The sequence below is a fragment of the Neobacillus drentensis genome (assembly GCF_036965425.1).
Lineage (GTDB): Bacteria > Bacillota > Bacilli > Bacillales > Cytobacillaceae > Neobacillus > Neobacillus drentensis_F.
On sequence record NZ_JBALPP010000014.1, the window covers coordinates 1 to 23,565 of the forward strand.

Below are 23,565 nucleotides of genomic sequence, written 5' to 3' on the forward strand. Positions count from 1 at the left end.
ACCTACAGGTACCATATTATTCTCCGGTACACTTTTTCCAAAATTAGCGCTTATAAAATTGAGCCAACTCAACAATCATTGCTCCCATTCTTTCGTTCTCAGGTGCAAGCACACGGTCAATTCCCTCTTCTTTCAATGCTTCAGCAGTAACTTTTCCGACAGCAACAGCTAAAATATTTTTCGTAAAACCTTGAGCAATAATTTCAAATATTTTATTTTCCTTTGCAAATTCGAAAAGGGAACGAACTTGTGTGGCAGTTGTAAAACAGACAGCATCACACTCATTGTTCTGGATTTCAGCACATAATTGCTCAAGAATTTTTCTTTCAGGGGCAATGTGCTGATACGGGAGAATTTTATGTACCACTCCGCCATTATCTTCAAAAAACTTAGTTAATACAGGTGCTGTCTCACCATGCAATTGGATCATAATTCGCTTCCCTGAGAAATTAAAGCTTTCGAGAGCAAGTGCTAATCCCTTGGTTGTTCCATCTTCGGCTTCAGCCACTGGTATGATTTCTAATTTTTTCAATGCGGAAAGTGTTTTATAACCCCTTGATGCAACTTTTGCTTTTTGTATTTGGTTTAAGAAATCGGCTAACAATCCTAACTTGTCTGCGAGTGTGACGAGAGTATCTAGTCCGATTCCCGTTGTGAAGATCACCCAATCCGCACCATTTTGAACAAATTCCAATATATCAGGCTCTACTTCCTTTTCTGCTAAAAAAACGGTACCTTGAAGTGGCCGAACAAGAGGTATTCCACCTTGTTTTTCTATTAATGTACTAATTTCTTCAGTTTTTCTCGATCCACATATGACCACTTTTTTTCCTGATAGACCCTTTTCCATCACACATATCCTTTCTAATGCTTATCTGCTATTCGTTGTATTTCATTGGAGTGGAATATACTTACACCCGTTTTGTTTGAAGCAGCAATCGCAGCCATTGCTTTTGCTACTGATTTTGCATGAATAGCTCTATAGGAGCGTAACGGCCCCACCATTAAAGTATTTAATAACCCACTTGCCTTTTCGGCGATTTTTTCTCCTAAGCGGAATTCATTTCTTTCTCCTAACAATAAAGATGGTCTAAAAATATTTAGGGAAGGTATATTTAATGTTTTAAGTGACCTTTCTACCTCTCCTTTAACTTGATTGTAAAAAAAGAATGATTTCGAATTAGCTCCCATTGCCGTGATAATGAGAAATTTTTCTGCACCGCTTTGTACGGCTAAATTTGCTGCCTCTATGGGATATTGGTAGTCAACTTTTCTAAAGGCCTCTTTGCTTTTTGCTTTTTTAATGGTTGTTCCTAAGCAGCAATAAACATCAGTAACCTTAAATAATTCTGAATATTTCTCCAACTGATCAAAATCAACTATATGCGGTTCACATCTTGAATCAGTTATTTCAATCGGTCTTCTTATTAGCAAATGTATTTTTTTATAATTATTTTGTTGGAGAAGTATTTGTACTAATTCGTTCCCAACAAGTCCACTTGAACCTAGAATTAGTGCCGTTTTTTCACCCATATTCATTCTTTTATTTACATTCTCCCTTCTTGCCTTAGGCGGTTTTTTAATAACATTTAAAAAAATCCCATAATATTGAATAGATGAATATAATGAGTTAAAGGTTTTTTTTATTTCATGTACATTGTTTATTATTCCTTGGACATACTGAAGGATGTAAATTTATGACAAGGAGGAATTTATGATGAGTGACAATCAATTTAGCAATTTTATAAATGAACTTTCCATCCAAACAAAAATGGAAAATGTCTGGAGTTATACGTGCGGATCCTGGGAAAATTGTAGTGAAGCGACCATACAATCCTTCCTGGCCCAATGCCTTGATTATAATATCGACCCTCAGTTCTGCATGAGCTGGGTTGAGCAGCATAAAGCGGAAATTCCAAATTGGAATGCGGTTTCCGAAACATCTCTTGGCTGGATCAATCAACATACCTCCAGCGGATCAGCGATTTCAGTTAGTGATGAGGGCCTTAGTTAATACTACTTATTACTGTCCCACGATTTCCCCATGGGACAGTTTCATTTATGAATAATATTATAGAGTTTTTCCAATCCATCTAGCAATCTAGGTGATGGTCTGCAATACAGTTCTTCCTCTAAAATGAGTATGTGATCATCACTTGGATAATTCAGCTTTTCGAAGCCAGGTCGCTTTTTTACCACGTTTTTTTGAACTTTTGCTTTACGAACCCCAACCCATGCAAGGCAAATATAATCTGGTTTTCTGCTCAAAACATCCTCCCAATCTGCCATTATACTTGCCATATCAACATCTTGAAAGATATTGACGGCCCCTGCCGCCTCTGAAATCTCCGTCAGCCAGTTAATTTTCCCCGGCGTAAAAATTGGCTTCGGCCACCATTCCCAATACAAAGTTGGACTCTTACTAGTATTCCTGCTTTGTTGTTTCACATTTTCAATCCGGGAACGAAATTGCCTGGCAGCAGCGAGCCCTCGTTCTTTTTCTCCTAAAACTTCCGCTGTTTTAATTAAATCCTCTTCGATATCTTTTAATGATTGCGGATTCAAGACAATATGGGGAATTTCACGTTGCTGTAAAGCTACAACATTTTTTTCCATGCCTGGTACACTTAATGAAGCCAGAACCATATCCGGCTGTAATTCCTCAACAAGGTCCATATTAATGGATAAATCCGGCCCCAGCCTAGGAAGGCCAGCAATTGCCTCAGGCCAGTCAGAAAAATCATCTACCCCTACTAATAAATGAGTTAATCCTAAATATTCCAATAATTCTGTATTACTTGGACACAAAGATATAATCCGCATTGGAGCTCTCTTCCCTTGTTAAAAACCATTGATACCTGGTTTTTTCTTTTTATCTGAATGGTTGAAAAAAATAAATCGTTATTCTAAAGTGACGTTCGTTTTTTATGCGGGACTATTTACCTCAGCAACTAACTTATATAAGAAACTGTAAATTAGTTGAAAGGCTTCACTAATGGTCATTTCCTCTTGAAACCCTGCAACATAGTTCAGAGTAAAATTTAAGTTCCAAAGACCATCTTCAGGACTAAACATTAAATCAAATTTGGCCCCATCACCATTTAGGTTCGAATTTAAATATTCCTTTATGTTTTTTTCATATTTCTTCTGCAGCTTTAAACCTAACATCACATCATAGGTTCCAAATACATCATCGACTTCTAAGGAAACCGCTTCAACCTTTATTTCTTCAAACGAACTTAATTCCATATAAACAAACTCGTTTTTATGTATTTTTAAATAGACAATCGGTTCGTTTAAAAAGGCGGAAGACTCTTCTGCAATCATCGTTTCTGTATCCTTGCTGCAGCGTTCTATGTAGGCATTAGAAAAAAGTGTTTTGGGATCTTTTTCTGTTATCATATTAAATTCTCCTTTATGGCAAATATCTTATGTTAATATTGATGGATTGTCTTTAAAATAGCAAATTTTCGAATCGAAAAAAAGAGGTGACCATGAAAGTCACCCCTTGCCATTAATTTTCAGCTAATTTACTTGTTACCTTATTACTTACTGACTGTTTATCGCCAGAATCTTCTGCTTGTTTTGCCCGTTTAATAAATAATGCAAGAACTAAAGCAAGACCAGCAATGAAGACGGACACATAGAATGCATCATTAATGCCTTCGAGCATTGCCTTCATCATGATTTGCTGTTTCATTTCAGCAATTACCTGAGGTGTCGGCTGCTTAGTCAAATGTTTCATTGCTGAGGCACCAATTTCAGTTGCATGTGTTTTTGCCCGAGTGGACATGACCGTAACCAGTAAGGCAGTTCCGATAGCCCCAGATACTTGCTGCATCGTACTATTCATGGCTGTTCCATGCGGATAGAATCGTGCAGGCAATTGGTTTAATCCGTTTGTCGTTACCGGCATATTGACCATCGACATACCAAACATCCGGAACGTATATAACATAATTAAGTGTGGGTATGTTGTGTCCAGCGTTAATTTACTTAACAAGTAACTCGTAACTACTGTAATCGTTAACCCAATAATCGCTAATAAACGCCCGCCAAACTTATCAAATAATTTTCCTGTTATCGGCATCATGATAGCCATAACAATTGCTCCTGGCAGCAACATCAAACCAGCATCTAAAGGAGAAATTCCACGAATCGTTTGAACATAAATAGGCAGAAGGATCATCCCAGAAAACATCGCCATTGTAACAACCATGGAAATTGCTGAAGAGAGCGCAAATGCAGGATACTTATAAATCTTAAAGTTAAGCATCGGACGTTCTTGTTTTAATTGACGTAAAATGAAGACAAGTAGTGAAACAACCCCAACTGCAATCGTTCCATACACTTCTGGACTATCCCAGCCTTCTTTTCCAGCTGAACTAAATCCGTATAAGATTCCCCCGAAACCTACGCTTGATAATAGTAGCGATAGGAAATCAAGACGATTATACGTTTTTTCCTTCTTATCTTTTAGCTTAAAGACTCCAATCAACATGACGATAATTGCAATTGGTGTAATGAAATGGAAAAGCATTCTCCAATCATAGTGTTCAATAATCCACCCTGATAGGGTTGGACCAATGGCTGGTGCGAACATTAATACTAATCCGAAAAACCCCATCGCTGTTCCACGTTTTTCAAGCGGAAAGCTTGTTAACATAACATTCATAAGCAACGGCATCATAATAGCGGAACCAGAAGCTTGAATCATCCGGCCAGCTAATAATATTGGAAACACATGGGCAAAACCTGCTAAAATTGTTCCTATTGTAAATAAGCCCATCGCTGTTAAGAATAATTGGCGGACAGAATATTTTTGAATTAAAAATGCTGTTGTTGGTATAAGTATTCCATTTACTAACATGAAACCAGTTGTCAGCCATTGAACGGTCGATGCTTCAACATCTAAGTCCTTCATGATCGATGGCAGCGCGATATTTAACAATGTGTTATTTAAGAATGCTATAAAAGCTCCAATCATCAAAACGGCAATAATTCCGTACGGTGGACGATTAGTTTGTTTATTTGATTGTTCCATTGTATTCCTCCCTGTGTACCCCTTGTTCATTTTTTTATACCCCTGTTTCACACTTACATAATAATATACGCATGGTTCAATTTTTGCAATAAAAAAGTTTGCTAAATATTAAGGTTTGTAAAGAAAACGTTTTTCATGTACTATATTTTTGTACTCTAAGTACAATATGAAACCAAGGTGATTTTATGAATGACCGAAAGCAGCATGTTGTCAAGGTAGCACACCAGTTATTTATCGATAAAGGATTCCAAGCCACATCAATCCAAGATATTTTAGAATATAGTGGAATATCAAAAGGTACTTTTTATAACTACTTTGCATCAAAAAACGAACTATTAATGGCCATTTTCAAAAAGAACTATGTCGAATTGGAAAAAGAACGGAATGAATTATTAATTGGTCAAAACCGTTCAGATATAGAGATTTTTATTAAACAAGTGGAAATACAATTAAAGACAAATAGAAAGAATAACTTAATTTCATTATTTGAAGAAGTAATGGTTTTAAATGATACAGATCTTAAGGAATATATGCAACAAGGCCAATTAAAAAATATAAGTTGGATATATCAGCGGTTAATCGACATTTTTGGTGAAAAAAGGAAACCTTATTTATTGGATAGTGCGATCATGTTTATGGGGATTCTTCGTGAAAATCTTAAATATCATCAAAGGGCAAATGAATCAAATGCAAATATTGGGCATGTGGTCCGATTTTCTGTTAAGCGTTTGATGAAAATAGTCGATGAATTAGTGGAATCTGATGATCAATTAATTCAGCCAGAGCTATTTGAAAGCTGGCTGCCTGACTGCAGAAGACCGAATCTCGCCTTTCAAAAAAAGCTCCATCATTCTATTTTTATACTGAAAAGTACTTTTATTCAAAATGAGAAACAATCAAAATCCACCGAGTTATTAGATTTTATTGAGGATGAACTGATGGAATCCAAGAGTCCACGTAGATTCCTCATCGAAAGTGCCATCCTTTCATTAAAAACATTTGGAAGAAAAGAAATTGAAAAAGACCTCCTGCAGCTCGAACAGTTTGTTGAAGAATATTTCGGAGAAGCATCTTTTTAAGTTCCAAATAAAAAAGCGCCTGAGAACATCAAATTTTGATGACCAGGCGCTTTATCTTTTTATTTGTCTAAGAATGTACTTGGCATGACCACGGCAACGACTTCTCCGCGGGCACAGAGGGTATCCTTCGCATAAACTTGGGTTTCCACTTTAAATTTCTTCGGGTGAATCTCGGTCACAGCTCCAATCGCTTTTAACGGTACACCATGGGGGGTTGGCTTTAAAAAATTAACATTTAAAGAAGCTGTCACAAATCGCGGCGGTTCTGCTTCATCCCCTGGTTCATGGCCATTTTTCCGATGCAGCGCCAATGCGGCAGACCCGGTCCCGTGGCAATCAATGAGCGAGGCAACGATTCCTCCGTAAACAAACCCAGGAAGTGCCATGTGCTTCGGTTCAGGTGTATAAATGGTAATGGTTTGTTCCCCCTGCCAGCCTGTTCGGAAATGATGCCCCTCTTCATTCATTCGGCCGCAGCCATAACACCACGCAAAATCTTCTGGATATTCATCTTGAATGGCCTTTAAAATCTTTTCTTCCAAGGTGCTCCCTCTTTTCATCGTTTGATAAATTTATAATTTCTTTAATAAATCTCGATTTAGCTCGTCCACAGAACGTTTCCCAGATAGAGCCAATGTTAAATCAAAATCAGCAAGCAAATTTCTCAAAACCTGTTTAACCCCATCTTCGCCAGCTAAAGCAAGTCCATACATGAATGGACGGCCAATTAATACCGCTTTTGCCCCTAATGCTAATGCCTTGATCATATCTGAACCTCTGCGAATGCCGCTGTCCAGTAAGACAGGGATTTCCCCCTTAACAGCATCAACGATCTCAGGTAAAGCATCAATAGCGGTAATGGCTCCATCCACTTGTCTGCCGCCATGATTGCTGACAATAATTCCGTCGACTCCATGTTCGACAGCAAGTTTTGCATCATCTGGATGCAAGATGCCTTTTAACAGGATTGGCAGCGATGTATGACTTTTAATAAACTTTAAATCCTTCCAGGTTAAGGTTGGATTCCCGAAAACGCGGGACCAGAGCGTGATGGCCGAATTCATATCCTCCTGAGGAGATTTCTCCAATCTGGAGCAAAAAACAGGATCCTCAAGATAATTTCCAATTCCCTTTGCTTCCAAAAACGGCAGGTAAGCATGCTCAATATCCTTTTCCCGCCATGCCATCATCGGTGTGTCAAGTGTGATCACAATCGCACTATAGCCAGCTGCCTCTGCCCTTTTGACCATACTTGCGGCAATTTCTCTGTCATTACTCCAATAAAGCTGAAACCATCTTTCCCCTTGTCCTGCTTCTGACGCTATATTTTCCAGGCTGTATGTAGAAGCTGTACTTGCAATAAAAGGAACGTTCATCGCTGCTGCTCCGCGAGCACTTGCCAACTCCCCTTCTGGGTGTACAATCGATTGCACTCCGACGGGTGCAAGCAATAGCGGATAAGGGAGTTTTTTTCCAAAAAGCTCAATGCTTAAGTCCCTTTTAGATGTATCACATAACATTCGAGGGACGATTTGCCATTTTTCAAAAGCTTTATTATTTTGTTTGGCTGTAATCTCGGCACCTGCTGAAGCAGCTACATAGTAATAGGGTTTTGCATCTAAAAGCGCCTTCGCCTTTGTTTCTAGTTCTTCATAGGAAACTGGAATAATATTTTTCTCCAACTGCTGGTACACCTTTAATTGAACATGATTACCAAAACTCAAATTTCATTCCTCCCCCTTAACTGTAAACGCTTACCTTTTTATGATACCATTGAAAAAAATAAAGGGTCAACGAATAGACGCAATATTATAAAAATAAGGAAGTGAATAGACTTCACTCCCTTTCTTCATTTTAGAGATAAAAATAAATGAGAAATGGGGCAATCAATGACATACACAGTGCTGCTGTGATCATAGCGATACTTCCCATCGCACCTTCTACTTCTCCCCAATCAAACGCTCGTTTCGCTCCAATTGCTTGAGCGGATGTTCCCAAGGCTAACCCCTTAGCAATTTTACTCTTAATTCGCGTGTATTTTAATAACCCCGGTCCAATAACCAGTGAAAAAATGGCTGAAACAAATACAAAAGAAACCGTTAAGGATGGAATCCCTCCTAGTGATTGTGAGATAGAAAGGGCAATTGGAGCAGTAACAGATTTGGGAATCATCGAAATCATCATTTCTTGATTCATATGCATTACCTTGGTTAACAATACTATGGACGCCACACCTGTCAACGTACCTGTCATTACTGCACAAACAATTATGAAGAAATTTTTTTTAATCAAAGCAAATTGTTTATATAATGGAACAGCAAGTGAAACCGTTGCTGTACCCATTAGCAGTGAGAAGAGATTAGTTCCAGAAGTGTATCCAGTAAAATTGAGATGAAAAAGAGTCAAAACGCAAATAATAAAAACGGTACAAGTATATAACGGATTAAGCCAAGCCTTTTTAAATTTTTGAAAAACCAGCACCCCCATTAAGTAGCTGGCAACTGTAATAAAAGTACACAATAAAATATTATCAATCATTTTCTCCATTTCGTTTGCTCCTTTTACTAGTAGTTTCAATCATTTCTGCAATTATGGCTGTTATAAACAGTACAACCAGACTACTAACTGCTAAAATCGCAGAAAGCTTTATCCCTTCGTTTCGAAAAATCCTTGTAAAATGCCATATTCCTACAGCAAAAGGAATAAAAAGAAGAGTTATATGTTTGATATGCAACTGAGCCACTGACTCCACCCATTTTAAATCACAAATCCCTAATATCAAGGCTATGAATAGCAATATCATACCGACAATACTTCCAGAAAGCGGGAGACTAAACCAAGTTACCAACCCATTTCCCAATAGATAAAAAACGAGGATTGTTAAAAACTGAGCAAAATATTGAACCATTCTTTTGTACCTCCAATACCTATGGAAAAAGCAAGAATCGTTTTCCTTTTTGTAAGTATGTCATACGAAAAACGGAAATTCAGTATTGTTGTCAGGACTCCTTACTAAGAAATTTAATTAAGATAGAGAAATGTCAGAAAAAAACTTACATTTTTTATGCCCAACTTCCAGTTGACTTAATTTTCAAATAATATAAGATAAAATTTAGTAGTGCGAAATAAATAAGGGGGCAAAATGATGGAAAAAACAGTTAAAAAACGGCTAAATCGCTCAGAAATACCAGAGGAATTGACTTGGAATCTCGATGATTTATTCCCATCAGAGCAGGCATGGGAACAAGAATTAAAGGTAATTGAACAAGATATTTCACAATTTGATAGATTTAAAGATACCTTACATACTGGATCTAAAGCCTTATTAGATTGTTTAGTCGCACAAGAACACCTTTCGAAGAAAATTATTAAAGCTTGGACTTTCGCGAGTTTGAAACAATCTGCAGATGGAACTGATCCCAATCATCAAGCCAATTTGGCTAACTTCTATTCCTTACGAACAAAAAGCATTGCTGCTCTGTCCTTTATTGATTCGGAAATTCTTGCCCTTGAGGATGGTATGGTAGAAAAACACCTTCAGCAGGAACCTGAGCTCCAACCTTTTCGTAAAAATTTATTAGAGCTGCTTGAAACGAAAAAACATAAGCTATCGCCAGAAACGGAGGAAGTACTGGCTGCACTTGGTGAGCTGCAAGGTGCCCCGTACCAAATTTATCAAATGAGCAAATTAGCGGACATGGAGTTCGCACCTATTCAGGACGCGAATGGAAGCGAATTGCCTGTATCGTTTGCCTTATTTGAGAACCGTTATGAATTTTCACCAGACACTGAGATTCGCAGAAAAGCATATGATTCGTTTGTTTCCACACTTAGGAAATATAAAAATACAATGGCAGCAACATATGCTGCAGAAGTCATAAAACAAGTCACCCTTTCCCGCCTGCGGAAATATGATTCCGTCACCCATATGCTGCTAGAGCCGCACCAGGTATCACTAGAAATGTATAACAATCAAATTGACATTATTTATCAAGAGCTCGCCCCGCATATGCGCCGCTTTGCCCAACTGAAACAAAGACATTTAGGTCTGGACAAAATGCTTTTCTGTGATTTGAAAGCCCCATTGGATGCGGATTTCAATCCATCAACCACCTTTGAAGAAGCAAGCCAATTAATCTTAGAATCAATTAAGATCATGGGGCCTGAATATAGCGAAATCATCGAACGGGGCTTTAAGGAAAGATGGGTCGACCGAGCTGACAATGTTGGAAAATCAACTGGTGCCTTCTGTTCGAGCCCATATGGTTCCCATCCATATGTTCTTATCACATGGCAGGATAATATGCGCGGCTGTTTCACCCTGGCACATGAATTCGGACATGCCGGACATTTTTATTTAGCCAATAAAAATCAACGAATCATGAATGTCCGCCCATCGATGTATTTTGTTGAAGCCCCTTCCACCATGAATGAAATGCTTTTGGGGCAGCACTTGCTCTCAAATACAGAAGATAAACAAATGCGGCGTTGGGTGATTCTGCAATTATTAGGAACGTACTATCATAACTTTGTTACCCATTTACTTGAAGCCGAATATCAACGCCGTGTTTATGCGCTCGCTGAAGAAGGTAAGGCCCTAACAGCCAAAACATTAACTGAATTGACAAGTGATGTCCTTACCGAATTCTGGGGAAATACGGTTGAGATCGATGAAGGTGCAGGACTTACATGGATGCGTCAGCCTCATTATTACATGGGACTATACCCATATACCTACTCTGCCGGCTTGACTGTTTCTACAGCTGTGGCCCAAATGATAAAAGAAGAAGGTCAGCCAGCCATTGATCGCTGGCTTGAAGTACTTCGTGCAGGCGGCACTATGAAACCGCTTGAACTCATTAAGTGTGCGGGACTCGATATGTCGACTCCTGACCCAATCCGTAAAGCTGTTTCTTATGTGGGGTCATTAATTGATGAACTGGAACAGTTATATAACTAACATAAAAAATAAGAAAACCCATGAGATTCCATTTCATGGGTTTTCTTAAGACTTAATTCTCTACAAGGTTCATAATTGTGGCTTCATATTCAGACAATGCTTCATCTAGAATTTTTAATCCCTCATCAATTTGTTCTTTTGTGACGATTAACGGTGGAATCATTCTAATTACTTCACTATGATTTCCGCAAAGGTAAAATAATACCCCTTTTTCAAGCGCCAAATCAAGAATTTTTAACAATGCCTTGCCATCCGGATCCCCAGTTTTTGGATCAACAATTTCAATTCCAATCATTAGACCAACAGCACGAATGCTTCCGATAACAGAGTGCCTTTCTTTAATCCGCTCAAGCTGTTCGACTGCATACTTTCCCATATTCCTTGTGTTTTGGAGAAGGTTTTCCTCTTTCATCACTTCCAAGGTGGCAAGTCCAACTGAACATGCAATTGGATTACCGCCAAAGGTTGTCCCATGACTGCCTAGCGGCCATTGCTTCATTAAATCACTAGATGCGACAGTTGCGCTTAAAGGGAGACCAGAAGCAATCCCTTTTGCAATTGCCATTATGTCAGGAGTGACATCAAAAGTTTGTGCCGCGAACCATTCTCCCGTACGTCCAAATCCAGTTTGGACTTCATCAAAAATGAGTAAAATGTTATGTCGGTCACAAATTTCACGGACTCTTTTCAACCAGCCTTTTGGTGGAACGATATATCCGCCTTCTCCAAGAACCGGTTCTAGAATAACACATGCCACTTCTTCTGGAGTAACTTGATGGCTAAATAAGCTAGCAAAATCTTTTTCTAATTTTTCAATAACAAATGCTTCCGGATCTTTACCCTGTGGACACTCTTTCACATTGGCATATGGAATTTGATAGGTTAGACCAGATGGCTGCATAAATTTTCGATATTTACTTTTAGAAGTGGTGACACTTAGCGCCCCTAATGAACGGCCATGGAAACAACCTGTAAAAGAAATCACATAAGGCCGTTTTGTAACATATTTAGCGAGCTTAATCGAACCTTCAATTGCTTCTGCGCCACTGTTTGCAAAGAAAAAGCAGTCTAGTTCCCCCGGTAATATTTCGGCAAGTTCATCTGCTAAACGTAAAATGGATTCGTACATAATGACACCAGAAGGTCCATGCATTAAACCATCAGCTGCATCTTTAATCGCTTGAACAATTTTTGGGTGTCGGTGTCCAACATTGGTAACGGCAATACCTGATGTAAAATCAAGATATTTTTTGCCATCAACACCGTAGTAATAACAGCCCTCTTCTTTCACTACAGGTAAATTCGGATGATCCTTCGCCATACTAGGAGCAAGACGATTTGGCATATTTTTTATAAGATGTTCCCAATTTTTCCCCATTTATTGATCCCCCCATAAGTAATACATCACTTGTTAAATTTTATTATTTGATAGATTTTAAACTTTCTTCCCTAATTAGAGACAGTAGTTCTTCTTTATATTCGGCAAATTCCACAGTCGCCTTCACACTGAAATCTCTTGGTCTTTCTAAAGTAATCGGAACCTTTTTCTTTAATCGTCCAGGTCTTGCCGTCATTACATAAACAGAGTCTGCTAAGAAAATAGATTCATCTACATCATGGGTAATGAATAAAATCGTCTTTTTTGACTCTTCCCATGCTTTTAACAACACTTCCTGCATGATGTTCCTCGTTTGAGCATCTAAGGCTCCAAATGGTTCATCCATTAATAAAATTTTCGGATCGTTTGCTAAGGCGCGGGCAATAGCGACACGTTGTTTCATACCGCCTGACAATTGAATCGGATAGTGCTTCTCAAAGCCTTCCAAACCAATTAATTGCAAATAATGACGAGCCACATCGTCCCGTTCTTTTTGCGAAATTCCTTTTAACTTTAAACCAAAGGTAATATTCTCTTTAACGCTTAACCAAGGGTACAAGGTATAGGATTGAAATACCATTCCTCTGTCAGAACCAGGTCCCTTTATTTCCTCTCCATCTAGGAGAACTTTACCTGATGTTGATTCTTCCAATCCTGCCACAATTCGCAAAACGGTAGATTTTCCACATCCGGATGGACCTAAAATCGTCACAAACTCCCCTTCTTCAATCGAAAAGGAAGTCTTTTCTAATGCTGTCGTTTCACCGCTTTTTGTTTTAAAGATTTTACCAACTTCTTTAATTTCTAATTTTGGTTTACTAATGTTAGGAATTATCGGTTTAACTTTTTCTATTTCTTTAACAACAGGAGTGACCATCCTACAAACCGTCCTTTCTCATCCACGAAAACGAAGCGCGGTAAATGGCTTTAAAAATAATATCGGTTATGAGACCTAGTAAACCAATGATTAAAATCCCCACGATGATTTTATCTGGCTGTAAGAACCTTGATGCTTGCATAATCATGTAACCCAATCCGCTTGATGCTCCGACAATTTCAGCTACAACTAGATAAGTCCACGCCCATCCAAACGTAATCCGAAGGGTGTCGACAATTCCCGGTAAGGCAGCTGGAAGAATTACCTTTGTAAAAACCTGTGCTTTCTTTGCCCCTAAAGTATAGGAAACATCCACCAAATCATTTTGAACGTTTTTTGTCACATCCATAATCATTAGCGTAAGCTGAAAAAATGTTCCTAAGAAAATAACACTCATTTTTTCAGCCTCTCCAAGACCAATCCATAAAATCAATAAAGGGATGAATGCTGAAGCTGGCATATAACGAATAAAGCCAATGACAGGCTCAAATGCCCCTTCCATAATCCTTAATGATCCCATTAAGATTCCTAAAGGAATCCCAATAATGGCAGCAATAAGAAACCCCAATAACACCCGTGAAAAACTAATTCCGATATCTGAAAGAATGTCTCCATTGACGAATAAATCAACAGCTGTAGCTAGCACTGCTGACGGACTAGGTAAAAATAGGGGATTCACCAACTTGCCGTAGCTTAGTACTGACCAAACCAATAATAATAGAAGAAACGTAAGAAGGCCTGCTGATGTATAAAGCGGTTTAGATATTTCTTTATTAGGGGTTAATAATTTTGCTAACATTAAATCACCTATTTTCTCTATTAATCTTTTATAAAAAAGCCTAACAAATGAGGCCGGAAGAACACCTCATGAGTCAGGCTTCATTTTCATTTTATTTTTCTATTTTTGAAAGCTTGGATTGATAACATTGTCCACTTTTGGTTCTTTGTCAATTATCTTTTGATCTTTGTAAAACTTAATTGCATTTTCAGCTGATTGATAAATGTCTCCTTTTGCACTTTCAGTTCCGAAAAGTTTTTGATTATCCTCTTTGGAGAAAAATTTTAATCCGGTTACTGTTCCTTCAAATTCTTTTAAATCGATTTTTAGACCTTTGGCCATAATTTCGTTTGCTTCTTTCTCATGCTCTTTCCAATATGTCATCGCTTCACCCATCGCCTTAACAAATGCTTTTACATCTTCCGGACGGTTTTTGATAACATCTTCCTTAAAGCTGACCGTATCCACAATAATTCCAGGCAGATCCTTTGTTGTTAACAATACTTTTCCGTTTGCTTGTGATCCCTTTGTTAACCAAGGCTCCCATGTTACCGCTGCATCAACTTTACCCGCAGCAAAAGCGGCTCCTGCATCTCCTGCTGACATTTGAACAACTTGGACATCTTTTTCTGTTAATCCGCCTTGTTTTAATGCTTGCAGAGCAAGCATATGGCTTGTTGAACCTACTTCAAATGCAACCGTTTTTCCTTTTAAGTCTTTAACACTATTAATATTATTTTTCACGAGAATCCCATCTCCGCCGTGGGAATCATCTAATAACCAAACAACTTGAACCGGAATATTTGATGCCGCTAAAGAAACCTGGACATCAAGTGCCGTTGCCATTCCATCAATTTTTCCACTTGCTAACGCTTGTTTTCGTTCGCCTAATCCTTCTACAATGGAAAGATCCACATCAATACCATTCTTTTTAAAAAAGCCTTTTTCCTTGGCTAAAAATAATGGGCCATAACCTGTCCAAGTAGGCAGCGTCACTTTCAATGGTTCAGACGACTTTCCTTTCTTGGAACTGCCGGAAGCTTCCTCTTTTCCACATGCCGCCAGCGCTAATAATAACATTATTGAACAAACAACCACTAACCATTTTTTCATTACTATTTCCCCCTTTATATTTATAATGAAATACTTAAAAACTCTTGCCCAATTCCATCCGCTTGTTTTACAGCTCTTATCACCATTTCAGGTGTGACTTCAAATGGCATGTTTGCCATATCTTCAATCGTGACGGTTATTTCACCTAGCTTATTCCATTCATAATCGGTTAACTCACTTATACCCATTTGCTCTAAAGTAAAGGGAAGTCCGATTTCCTGATAATAACGAATTAAGTTTGGCAGCTCTTCTTCCTTTGATTCCAAACATAATTGCGCAAGGATTCCAAAGGCGACAATTTCACCGTGATACGATTGATGACATTCCGGAAATATGGTTAAGCCAGAATAAATGGCGTGGGCTCCTGCTGTCCGACAATCATCCCCACCGTACCCGCTCACACTTCCGCTTATTAAAATAATCGCATCGACAACATCTTCAAATGCTTTCGTTAAAGTGGAGGATTCAACAGATTGAATTGCTTCATGACCAATCTCATGTAAAGTTTTATAAACTTGTGCCGCTATCGCAAAGGCTGTTTGATTTAGCGCAGTTGGATTCGCTTTTTGTATAGTAGCCCTTGTTTCAAACCATTTTGCCAGCGTATCACCAATCCCTGCTATTAAAAAGCGAACGGGAGCTTTTAAAAGCATTGTCGAATCTACTATGACCAGCTCTGGAGCTTTCGACTCCCTACCAATTCCAATAAATTCACCTTCATCGTTATAAAGAATAGAAATAGGTGTTGCCGCAGCACATGTGGCCGCTATGGTTGGGATAATTACCACTGGTTTATTTAGTTTGAATGCCACAGCTTTAACCGTATCAATGGCTTTGCCTCCACCTGTTCCAATCAAAACATCGAAGTCTTGGCTCAGTAATTTGTCTACCAGTCTATTAATATTGGTTTCAGAAGATTCTCCACCATACCAAAGGGAGGGCAACAAAGACATACCTTCTGCGGACACACTCTTTCTTAATGTGTCTTCTACAATATCTACACTAACCTTTCCTCCTATAAGTACAGCAGTTTTTCCGAAATTTCTTATGTACGATCCAGCCGCTGTTAATATACCGGCCTCTCTTACATACTGTGCAGGTCCTACAGTCACTTTCATATTCCATCCCCCTTTGATTATTGAAAAATCGTAAAACACATAACATTCCTTTAATATAAATATTCAAAAATCTTATGTCAATATAGATTTTAAATATTCAGCAATTAAATGTTTATAATTAAATGGAAATAAATATACATAAATCTAGTTATTTAAATATATTTTCTAGATATTATCTTTGAATAAATATTAATTTTATAATATTAATAACTCTCCTTACCTCCCCCCATCCTCTACCTAAATTTTTCTTTTTATTAACAATAAAACATGCAATTTTTATGCCACCTTTTAATCTATTCCGTGCTTTCTGAGTTTTCTAAATACTGATGGTTGACTGATGCCTAATGCTTTGGCGATTTGAGTCGTAGTTTTATAACGTTTTCTAGCTTTTATCAGGACTTGCTTTTCAACGCTATCAAGTACTTCATCCAAAGATCGATTCCCATCTTCAATCGTTGCAACCTCCTGGTATGTCTTTCGATAGCGTTCAGGCAGGCTTTCTACTTCAATTAACTGCTTAGAGGACGTAACCACTAGCCTTTCAATTAAATTGATTAACTCCCTCACATTTCCTTTCCATTCATTTGTCAGCAATAAATGAATAACCCCTTCATCAAGGGCTCGTTCTCTGTTATATTTTTCAGAGAAATACTTTAAAAAGTAGTCAACTAAGGGAATAATGTCCGTTGGACGTTTTCGTAAAGGAGGAATGGTGATAGGTACAACATTTAGACGAAAAAAAAGATCCTGGCGAAACGTTTTTTCCTCAATCGCTTTCTCTAAATCTTTATTTGTAGCTGCTAAGATTCGGAAATCAACTTTTCTGACCTTTGTTCCTCCGACCCGGTAAAACTGTTTTTCCTGGATAAACTTCAGTATTTTGACTTGATTAGCTAACGACAACTCCCCAATCTCATCCAAAAATAATGTCCCACCCTCTGCAAGCTCCGCTAAGCCTACTTTTCCTTTATTGCTTGCGCCTGTAAAGGACCCAGATTCATAACCAAAAAACTCTGCCTCAAAAAGAGACTCAGGGATCGCTCCACAGTTCACTTCAATAAATGGGCCATCTTTTCTGGGACTTTTATTGTGAATAAATTTCGCAATGTGTGATTTTCCTACTCCTGATTCACCAAGAAGTAACACATTTACATCGATTTCAGCTACCTGTAAAGAAAGTTGTAAAACCTTTTTCATTTCATCTCCGCTTGCAATCATACCTTCAGTATAGAAATGAAGATTTCTAAGCATTTCAAGCTCACTTTTTACTCTTTCCATTTCATCTTCCATATCGGTTAAATATTTTTGCATATTTAGTAACTCGGTAATATCATGTGAATAACTAACGATTCGGACAAGTTGATTTTCCTGATTGAAAACTGGTATGCCAGTAACCAATAATTTTTTTCCATCATTTGTGGTTTGGACAATTGTAATTTTCTTCTTTTCTTTTAACACCATGGGGGTCAATATTGGTGTAAAAACTCCTTCTTTTTCAAGTTCATAAACCGACCTGCCAACCATTTCATTCGATTTTAGGTTATAAATACCTTCGGTCGCTTCGCTTACTTTCAAAATAATCCCATCCGTATTGGTCACTAAAATATCATCCTGTAATGAGTGCAAAATGGCTTCACTTTCGTTCCAACTATTTTTTTCATTGATCAGAATAACTCCTCCTCACACACTCTTTTATTACACCTCTTTTATTCAATTTTGAATAATAGAAATGAAAAATCCATCTATAATTCAGTTATATCAAATAAATGATTGTTTTTATACAATTTTGAATATTTTATTTATAATTGAATTAAATATTAGTCCCCCTTCCATGCACAATACTCTTTATGAAAAATTGAGAATTCCCGACAAAAACATTAATAAGGGAACATATTTATTAATATTACAGCTCCATTTATAAGGAGGTTTCCATGCAAAATATTCCACTTATCCTGCATAAGCTGCATCCTGAAAATAAAGAGACACCCATTCAGTTTATTGAGACAGACATTCTTCCACCTAGATTATTTTATCGAAGAAACCATTTCTCCTATCCACAGCTAACCTATTCTTACTATTGGTTACCTATCAACGGCCATGTTCAAATACCTAGAATTTTTTCCATGCAGGAGATTATGAAGTTCCCTGCAACAACCATAAAGGTTGCCACGGAATGTGCAGGTAATAAACGAGGACTATTTGAACCAAAGGTTTTTGGAGAACAGTGGGAAAAAGGTGGGATTAGTCAAGGCTATTGGAAAGGAGTATCTTTAAGGACACTGCTGGAAGCAGCTGGAATAAAAGATGGTGCAAAGGAAGTTGTCGTGGAGGGGTATGATTACGGAAAAAGAACTGACCTCGAGGGAGATGTTCCTTTTAAAAGAAGCCTTCCCGTAGAAAAAGCCTTGCATCCAGACACGATTATAGCCTACGAATACAATAATCAACCAATTCCATTTAAGCATGGATATCCATTGAGATTGATTGTTCCACATTGGTATGGAATGGCTTCTGTAAAATGGATTAAGCAAATAACCTTAATTGATTTTTATTTTACTGGACCATTTCAATCGATGGACTATGTTTATTTTCCAAATAAAAATAATGACGAAGGAGCTTTTCCCGTAACCGACTTGAAGGTAAATTCAACTATTCAAAAGCCACTTGATAGAGAATTTCTAAATATAGGCAAACATATCATTAAAGGAATTGCTTGGACAGGTAAAGGTGAAATTTCCAAGGTTGATATTAGTACGGATAAAGGTCAAACATGGGCTCCCGCTAATTTAGTAGATCCAAGTCAAGGAAACTATAGCTGGGTACCCTGGTCATATGAGTGGACAGTTGAAGCAATAGGTGAGTACACCATCTTTTCCAAAGCAACAGATTCCTCCAATCGCATCCAACCTTCAAATCCTTTTTGGAATCGAAAAGGATACGGCTACAACGCATGGGATCAAATCACGGTTAAGATTGAATAGGGTGACAGGCACGTGGATGGTGCCTGTCACCCTATTCTTGATTATTGAACCTTCAGAATCCGATTCTGAAGATTATAGGTAAATGGCTTTGGCTGTGCTGAAATATAATTGACGAGCGCTTCCAAATCCACTGGTCCGACTTCTTTATTTTGCGCTTTCGTAAATACTGTGAACCCATCTCCCCCGCCAGAAAGGAAGATATTTGCTGTCACTGTGTAAGGGGTATTAGGATCAAGAACTGTTCCATCTGGGAGCTTCATGCTCACTACCCTTTGACCAACTGGTTTATTAGGATCCCACGAATAAGTCAATCCAGAAATTTGCAGCATGCTCGTTTTCTCCCCCCATTGCTGCTCAAGCAAGTCTCGAATCTGCTGACCCGTCATTGTCATCTTGACAAGTTCATTATTAAATGGCTGAACAGTATAAACCTCACCCCATGTGATATCCCCTGCATCAATATCGGCACGTATACCTCCCGGATTCATAAATGCAAATTGAGTGCTCATCGCTGACCGTTGGGCATCTGCGATAAAGTCTCCCAAGACGGATTCTCCATTTCCATTTTGCAGGGCCGTTAATGGAACAGACGTAGATCCCACTATCCGATTTACAATTGGAGCAATTTTTGCTTCGTAGCCTTCAATGATTTGTTTAATTTCAGGGTCAGGCTCTATACCTTCTTGAAACGTTGTGACGATTTCCGCTCTTTTTGAAACAATATCCTTTGTTTTTGGATCAATTTGGATATCCACGTCGGAAAATGCCGTTCCATATGAATAGGATTGAATTACTAATTTATTATCAATGGTGGCATTCATATAGGCATGGTTATGCCCACCAAATATAATATCCACTTCATCGTCAACACGATTAGCAATATCAACCAGCTGTCCTGTTGGATTTTCCCCATTTGTTCCTGATGTACCAGGGTTATGTGCTAAAACAATAATTGATTTCACACCTTGCTTTTTTAATTCGGCCACGTTTCGATTGATAGCTTCAACTTCATCAGTGAATTTTAAACCCGCCACTCCGCTAGGCACCACAACAGTAGGAGTTTCGGTGGTAACCACTCCGATAAAACCAATGGACATTCCATCTACTTTTAAAACTTTATAAGGCGGTAAAATCGTTTTTCCTGTCTTCTCATCGATAACATTGGCAACGATCCACGGAAAATTAGAGCCCGCAAAATTTCCTGTTTTTGGATGACTTCCACCGTTAATAAGGCGGAGAAGTTCTTTTACTCCTTCATCGAACTCATGGTTTCCAACCGTTCCAATATCAAAGCCAAGCTTATTTAAGATTTCAATTGTCGGTTCATCCTGTAAAAGGGCGGATACTGGCGGACTTGCCCCGACCATGTCACCAGCTTGAACAAAAAGCGTGTTCTTATTTTCTGCTGCCCTTTGTTTTAAATATGCTGCTAAAAAATCCACTCGCCCTGCCGGCCTGCCATTAACTTTCCTTGTTACATTTAATTGACCGTGCAGATCATTAATACCCAAAAGCTGTATTTGTTTTAAACGATTATTAGCGGCTGGCGGTTTTGGTTTCTTAAGTTTTGTTTCCGGCCGATTCGATTTATGACCATGGTATTCCTCAGATAATCCCTGGTCCCCTGTTTCAGAAGGCTGCTGCCTGCTAACTTCTAAACCATATGGCTTTCTTACATTTGTCTCATCCAAAACACGGGCAGATACATCTTGATTTCCAGTCCATCCAATAATAGTGAAAATACTCAAGGATATAAAGGACCTATAAACCCATACCATAATATTCCTCCTTTGGTTATTCTTAAAAAGCCAAAGCTATTTTTTGCTTATATATGGAGGAATATACAAGGTGCTTTGGAAAATAAAAAAGCAGAATCTAGTGGTTTCCACATAGATTCTGCCTTTATTAATTTCCTTTAGCGATAAGGCTTTCGTATGCAATGGATGTTCTTACTTCAACCGTTAATGTCCCTTTTCCGTAAATGGTTTTGATTAAAATAGGAACACCCTTCGTATTTTGAAATCTAAAGTCTGGACCGCCATACGAGACTGTAGCATCCCGCCCTGCAGGGACGTAGCCGACAGACAATGAGTGGTGATGTTTTTCGACATAACTAACTCCTATTTGATCGACTGAGTTAAATAAAGTGGAAGAGGTTTGGCAAATTCCTCCGCCAATGCCATCGACTAATTGCTTATTGACGATTTCCTTTGCCTTTTGATAGCCATGTGCTGCATCACTTGGCCCAACGGTTGTATTAAAGGAGAAAAAGTCACCAGCTCCAACAATGACATTATTAATGGCTTGAGCTGACAACTCAATATTTTTCGAGCGCCCGATTACCCGGCTGTCAAACCTGGTCGTATAGCTTGCCACGACCACTTCATTTAAATGGGCAACATCCTCTGGTTTATAGCCGCTTTCGGTGACATAAAGCGGAAGCTCAACGTCACCGCCATTTACCGATGCCGCCATTATTTTTTCCACTAGCTCGGATTCCTCTAGGATAACTTGAGGCTTTCCTTTTATAATTTGTCCATTTGCATCAATCCGGTCAAGGATCATTCTTTGATCGTAGCCAGGCGTTGTTTGTGTTCCCCTAGCCATATCCTTTGCCCAATTCTCAATTTCCTTTTGATAAGTTCCTTTATTGTCATCAAATCCCATTTCGAGAGGAATGAAGGTTTTTAAAATCGCTTTTGTATTCGGATCAATGATATTAACCGTGACAGGCTTTTGTTCTTCCTTTAGAGGTTCTTCCGGAAGTTTTGTTACAGACTGCTTTTGCGGCTCTGTTACCTTATCCTCTGGTGGTTTTGTTGTTGTTTTTTCCGTACATCCTGTTAACCCTATTAAACTGCTAATTAGTAATATTGAGATTGCCCATGATTGCTTACCCATTAAAGTAGACTCTCCTCTTATTCTCATTAAATCCCACTCACCTATCCTATTCTGGGCAGCTTGTCAAAATTACTAATTAAGATTGAATGAGATGATTTTTGAGTAAAGCAAAAAGCCCCTGCTTTAACAGGAGCTTCTAAGAAAATTAAATAGTTTTTAATTTAACGACGTTTTTTATTATTAGCCTTTGAAATTCTACCTAATAAAAAGGCACCTGCAGCTACACCGATAATGGTGTTCGTTTTCTTATTAAATACTTGCTTAGCAACAAGATTTAAATTTTGCGGTCTTTCTGCAAGACGTCTCATGAAATAGCCATACCAGTCATTTCCGAAAGGTACATACGTACAGAAGTTGTAGCCTTCTTTTGCCAGCTCAAGCTGCATGTCTTTTCTGAAACCATAAAGCATTTGAAACTCGAATTTATCATTTGGAATATTGTTCTTTTTAACAAATTCCTTCACATGATTAATGATCCGGTGATCATGGGTAGCAATCGATGTAAATTTTCCGTTGACTAAATGCCATTCGATTAGCTTAATAAAGTTTTTATCAATATCTTTCTTATCTTGGTAAGCGTACTCTTCAGGCTCTTTATAAGCACCTTTTACGAGACGTAACCGATAATTTTTGTATTTTTCAAGGTTTTCTTGCGCCTCGTAGAAGTAAGCTTGAATAACAGTACCTACATTCCCATATTCCATAGACAATTCATCTAATAAATCAAACGAAGGCTTAAGATGACCGTAATCTTCCATGTCAAAATTAACAAAAATCCCGTAGTTGTTCGCAAGATGAACGATTTCTTGTAAATTGCTTAAGCAAAAAGAATAATCAATATCCAACCCTAATTGAGTTGGTTTTAAGGAAATATGAGCATCGACCTTATTTTCATGAATGGCCTCAATGACCTTAAGAATTTGTTCTTTAGCTTTAGTTGCCTCTTCTTTTTCAAACACAAACTCGCCAAGATTATCGACTGTTGCAGAAATCCCGTGTGCATTCAATTCTTTAATGCTTTTAATCGTTTCTTCGATAGTGGTGCCGGCGACAACACTTTGGGCACCTAATTTAAGGCCGTATTTCTTGGCAGCACTATTTAAAAATTGGTTTTGTGATAAACCCATAAAGAAATCTTTTAACATTACAAAAACTCCTTTGTTGTATGAATAGTATCATTATAGCATACGCTTTCATAAAAAATTATTTTGCGAATTTTCCTACTATAATTAATTCATGTTCTTTATTTTTGGTTACGTCCCATTTAAATCATTAATAGCTTGGTAATATTGATTATTTCACCATTGAATAGTATTACTCTTTATTGAAAAAAATT

The 23,565-nt window shown here is 38.1% G+C and carries 22 protein-coding genes; 4 read left to right on the forward strand and 18 right to left on the reverse strand.

What is annotated here, in order from left to right; all coding sequences use genetic code 11:
- Positions 1–43: 43 nt before the first annotated feature.
- Together V7161_RS03715 and V7161_RS03720 are read right to left on the reverse strand one after the other, a co-directional pair.
- Entirely contained in the window at positions 44–850 is an 807-nt protein-coding gene (locus tag V7161_RS03715) for a uroporphyrinogen-III synthase (protein ID WP_335442369.1), read from the reverse strand.
- Positions 851–864: 14 nt separating this feature from the next.
- Positions 865–1,539 carry an oxidoreductase gene (locus tag V7161_RS03720; RefSeq protein WP_335442370.1) on the reverse strand — a complete coding sequence of 225 codons (675 nt, stop codon included), beginning with the start codon at positions 1,537–1,539 and terminating at the stop codon, positions 865–867.
- Between the two features lie 178 nt (positions 1,540–1,717).
- Here V7161_RS03720 and V7161_RS03725 point away from each other — a divergent pair, with 178 nt between their 5' ends.
- Entirely contained in the window at positions 1,718–2,014 is a 297-nt protein-coding gene (locus V7161_RS03725; RefSeq protein WP_289984736.1) for a hypothetical protein, read from the forward strand.
- Between the two features lie 41 nt (positions 2,015–2,055).
- Here the strand turns inward: V7161_RS03725 and V7161_RS03730 are convergent, their stop codons facing one another.
- The 3 genes from V7161_RS03730 to V7161_RS03740 form a co-directional block, all read right to left on the reverse strand.
- On the reverse strand, positions 2,056–2,823 hold the full coding sequence (locus V7161_RS03730; protein ID WP_335442373.1) for a cobalamin-binding protein: 768 nt from the start codon (positions 2,821–2,823) through the stop codon (positions 2,056–2,058).
- A gap of 102 nt (positions 2,824–2,925) precedes the next feature.
- Complete coding sequence (locus V7161_RS03735) at positions 2,926–3,402, reverse strand: branched-chain amino acid aminotransferase (protein WP_335442375.1); 477 nt, start codon at positions 3,400–3,402, stop codon at positions 2,926–2,928.
- A 112-nt stretch (positions 3,403–3,514) separates the two neighbouring features.
- Complete coding sequence (locus V7161_RS03740; protein ID WP_335442377.1) at positions 3,515–5,044, reverse strand: DHA2 family efflux MFS transporter permease subunit; 1,530 nt, start codon at positions 5,042–5,044, stop codon at positions 3,515–3,517.
- A gap of 185 nt (positions 5,045–5,229) precedes the next feature.
- Between V7161_RS03740 and V7161_RS03745 the strand changes: the two genes are divergently transcribed.
- Positions 5,230–6,123, forward strand: a complete 894-nt coding sequence (locus tag V7161_RS03745) for a TetR/AcrR family transcriptional regulator (protein ID WP_335442378.1) — start codon at positions 5,230–5,232, stop codon at positions 6,121–6,123.
- A 59-nt stretch (positions 6,124–6,182) separates the two neighbouring features.
- Here V7161_RS03745 and V7161_RS03750 read toward each other — a convergent pair whose 3' ends face one another.
- The 4 genes from V7161_RS03750 to V7161_RS03765 form a co-directional block, all read right to left on the reverse strand.
- On the reverse strand, positions 6,183–6,665 hold the full coding sequence (locus tag V7161_RS03750) for a PaaI family thioesterase (RefSeq protein WP_335442379.1): 483 nt from the start codon (positions 6,663–6,665) through the stop codon (positions 6,183–6,185).
- Between the two features lie 30 nt (positions 6,666–6,695).
- On the reverse strand, positions 6,696–7,847 hold the full coding sequence (locus V7161_RS03755) for a lactate 2-monooxygenase (RefSeq protein WP_335442381.1): 1,152 nt from the start codon (positions 7,845–7,847) through the stop codon (positions 6,696–6,698).
- Positions 7,848–7,977: 130 nt separating this feature from the next.
- Positions 7,978–8,670, reverse strand: a complete 693-nt coding sequence (locus V7161_RS03760; RefSeq protein ID WP_335442383.1) for an LrgB family protein — start codon at positions 8,668–8,670, stop codon at positions 7,978–7,980.
- Positions 8,654–9,031, reverse strand: a complete 378-nt coding sequence (locus tag V7161_RS03765) for a CidA/LrgA family protein (RefSeq protein ID WP_335442385.1) — start codon at positions 9,029–9,031, stop codon at positions 8,654–8,656. Before V7161_RS03765 ends, V7161_RS03760 begins: the two co-directional genes overlap by 17 nt.
- 237 nt (positions 9,032–9,268) lie before the next feature.
- On the opposite strand from V7161_RS03765, the gene pepF reads away from it, so the two are divergent.
- Positions 9,269–11,083 carry an oligoendopeptidase F gene (pepF, locus tag V7161_RS03770; protein WP_335442386.1) on the forward strand — a complete coding sequence of 605 codons (1,815 nt, stop codon included), beginning with the start codon at positions 9,269–9,271 and terminating at the stop codon, positions 11,081–11,083.
- A 52-nt stretch (positions 11,084–11,135) separates the two neighbouring features.
- On the opposite strand, the gene V7161_RS03775 is transcribed toward pepF, so the two are convergent.
- The 6 genes from V7161_RS03775 to V7161_RS03800 all read right to left on the reverse strand — a co-directional run bounded on the left by V7161_RS03775 (position 11,136) and on the right by V7161_RS03800 (position 18,012).
- A complete protein-coding gene (locus V7161_RS03775) occupies positions 11,136–12,461 on the reverse strand; it encodes an aspartate aminotransferase family protein (RefSeq protein ID WP_335442388.1) in 1,326 nt (441 codons plus the stop codon).
- A 43-nt stretch (positions 12,462–12,504) separates the two neighbouring features.
- A complete protein-coding gene (locus V7161_RS03780) occupies positions 12,505–13,338 on the reverse strand; it encodes an ABC transporter ATP-binding protein (RefSeq protein ID WP_223590521.1) in 834 nt (277 codons plus the stop codon).
- Position 13,339: 1 nt separating this feature from the next.
- On the reverse strand, positions 13,340–14,137 hold the full coding sequence (locus tag V7161_RS03785; protein ID WP_223590522.1) for an ABC transporter permease: 798 nt from the start codon (positions 14,135–14,137) through the stop codon (positions 13,340–13,342).
- Positions 14,138–14,236: 99 nt separating this feature from the next.
- Positions 14,237–15,229, reverse strand: a complete 993-nt coding sequence (locus V7161_RS03790; protein ID WP_335442390.1) for an ABC transporter substrate-binding protein — start codon at positions 15,227–15,229, stop codon at positions 14,237–14,239.
- Positions 15,230–15,249: 20 nt separating this feature from the next.
- A complete protein-coding gene (locus V7161_RS03795; protein ID WP_335442392.1) occupies positions 15,250–16,347 on the reverse strand; it encodes an iron-containing alcohol dehydrogenase family protein in 1,098 nt (365 codons plus the stop codon).
- A gap of 288 nt (positions 16,348–16,635) precedes the next feature.
- On the reverse strand, positions 16,636–18,012 hold the full coding sequence (locus V7161_RS03800) for a sigma-54 interaction domain-containing protein (protein WP_335442422.1): 1,377 nt from the start codon (positions 18,010–18,012) through the stop codon (positions 16,636–16,638).
- Positions 18,013–18,278: 266 nt separating this feature from the next.
- Between V7161_RS03800 and V7161_RS03805 the strand changes: the two genes are divergently transcribed.
- On the forward strand, positions 18,279–19,328 hold the full coding sequence (locus tag V7161_RS03805) for a sulfite oxidase (protein WP_335442394.1): 1,050 nt from the start codon (positions 18,279–18,281) through the stop codon (positions 19,326–19,328).
- Between the two features lie 41 nt (positions 19,329–19,369).
- Here the strand turns inward: V7161_RS03805 and V7161_RS03810 are convergent, their stop codons facing one another.
- The 3 genes from V7161_RS03810 to V7161_RS03820 form a co-directional block, all read right to left on the reverse strand.
- Complete coding sequence (locus V7161_RS03810) at positions 19,370–21,106, reverse strand: bifunctional metallophosphatase/5'-nucleotidase (protein WP_335442395.1); 1,737 nt, start codon at positions 21,104–21,106, stop codon at positions 19,370–19,372.
- Between the two features lie 127 nt (positions 21,107–21,233).
- Positions 21,234–22,229, reverse strand: coding sequence for a VanW family protein (locus V7161_RS03815; RefSeq protein WP_335442396.1), 996 nt, complete (start codon positions 22,227–22,229; stop codon positions 21,234–21,236).
- A gap of 161 nt (positions 22,230–22,390) precedes the next feature.
- Positions 22,391–23,374 carry a proline dehydrogenase family protein gene (locus V7161_RS03820; RefSeq protein ID WP_335442397.1) on the reverse strand — a complete coding sequence of 328 codons (984 nt, stop codon included), beginning with the start codon at positions 23,372–23,374 and terminating at the stop codon, positions 22,391–22,393.
- Positions 23,375–23,565 lie beyond the last annotated feature (191 nt).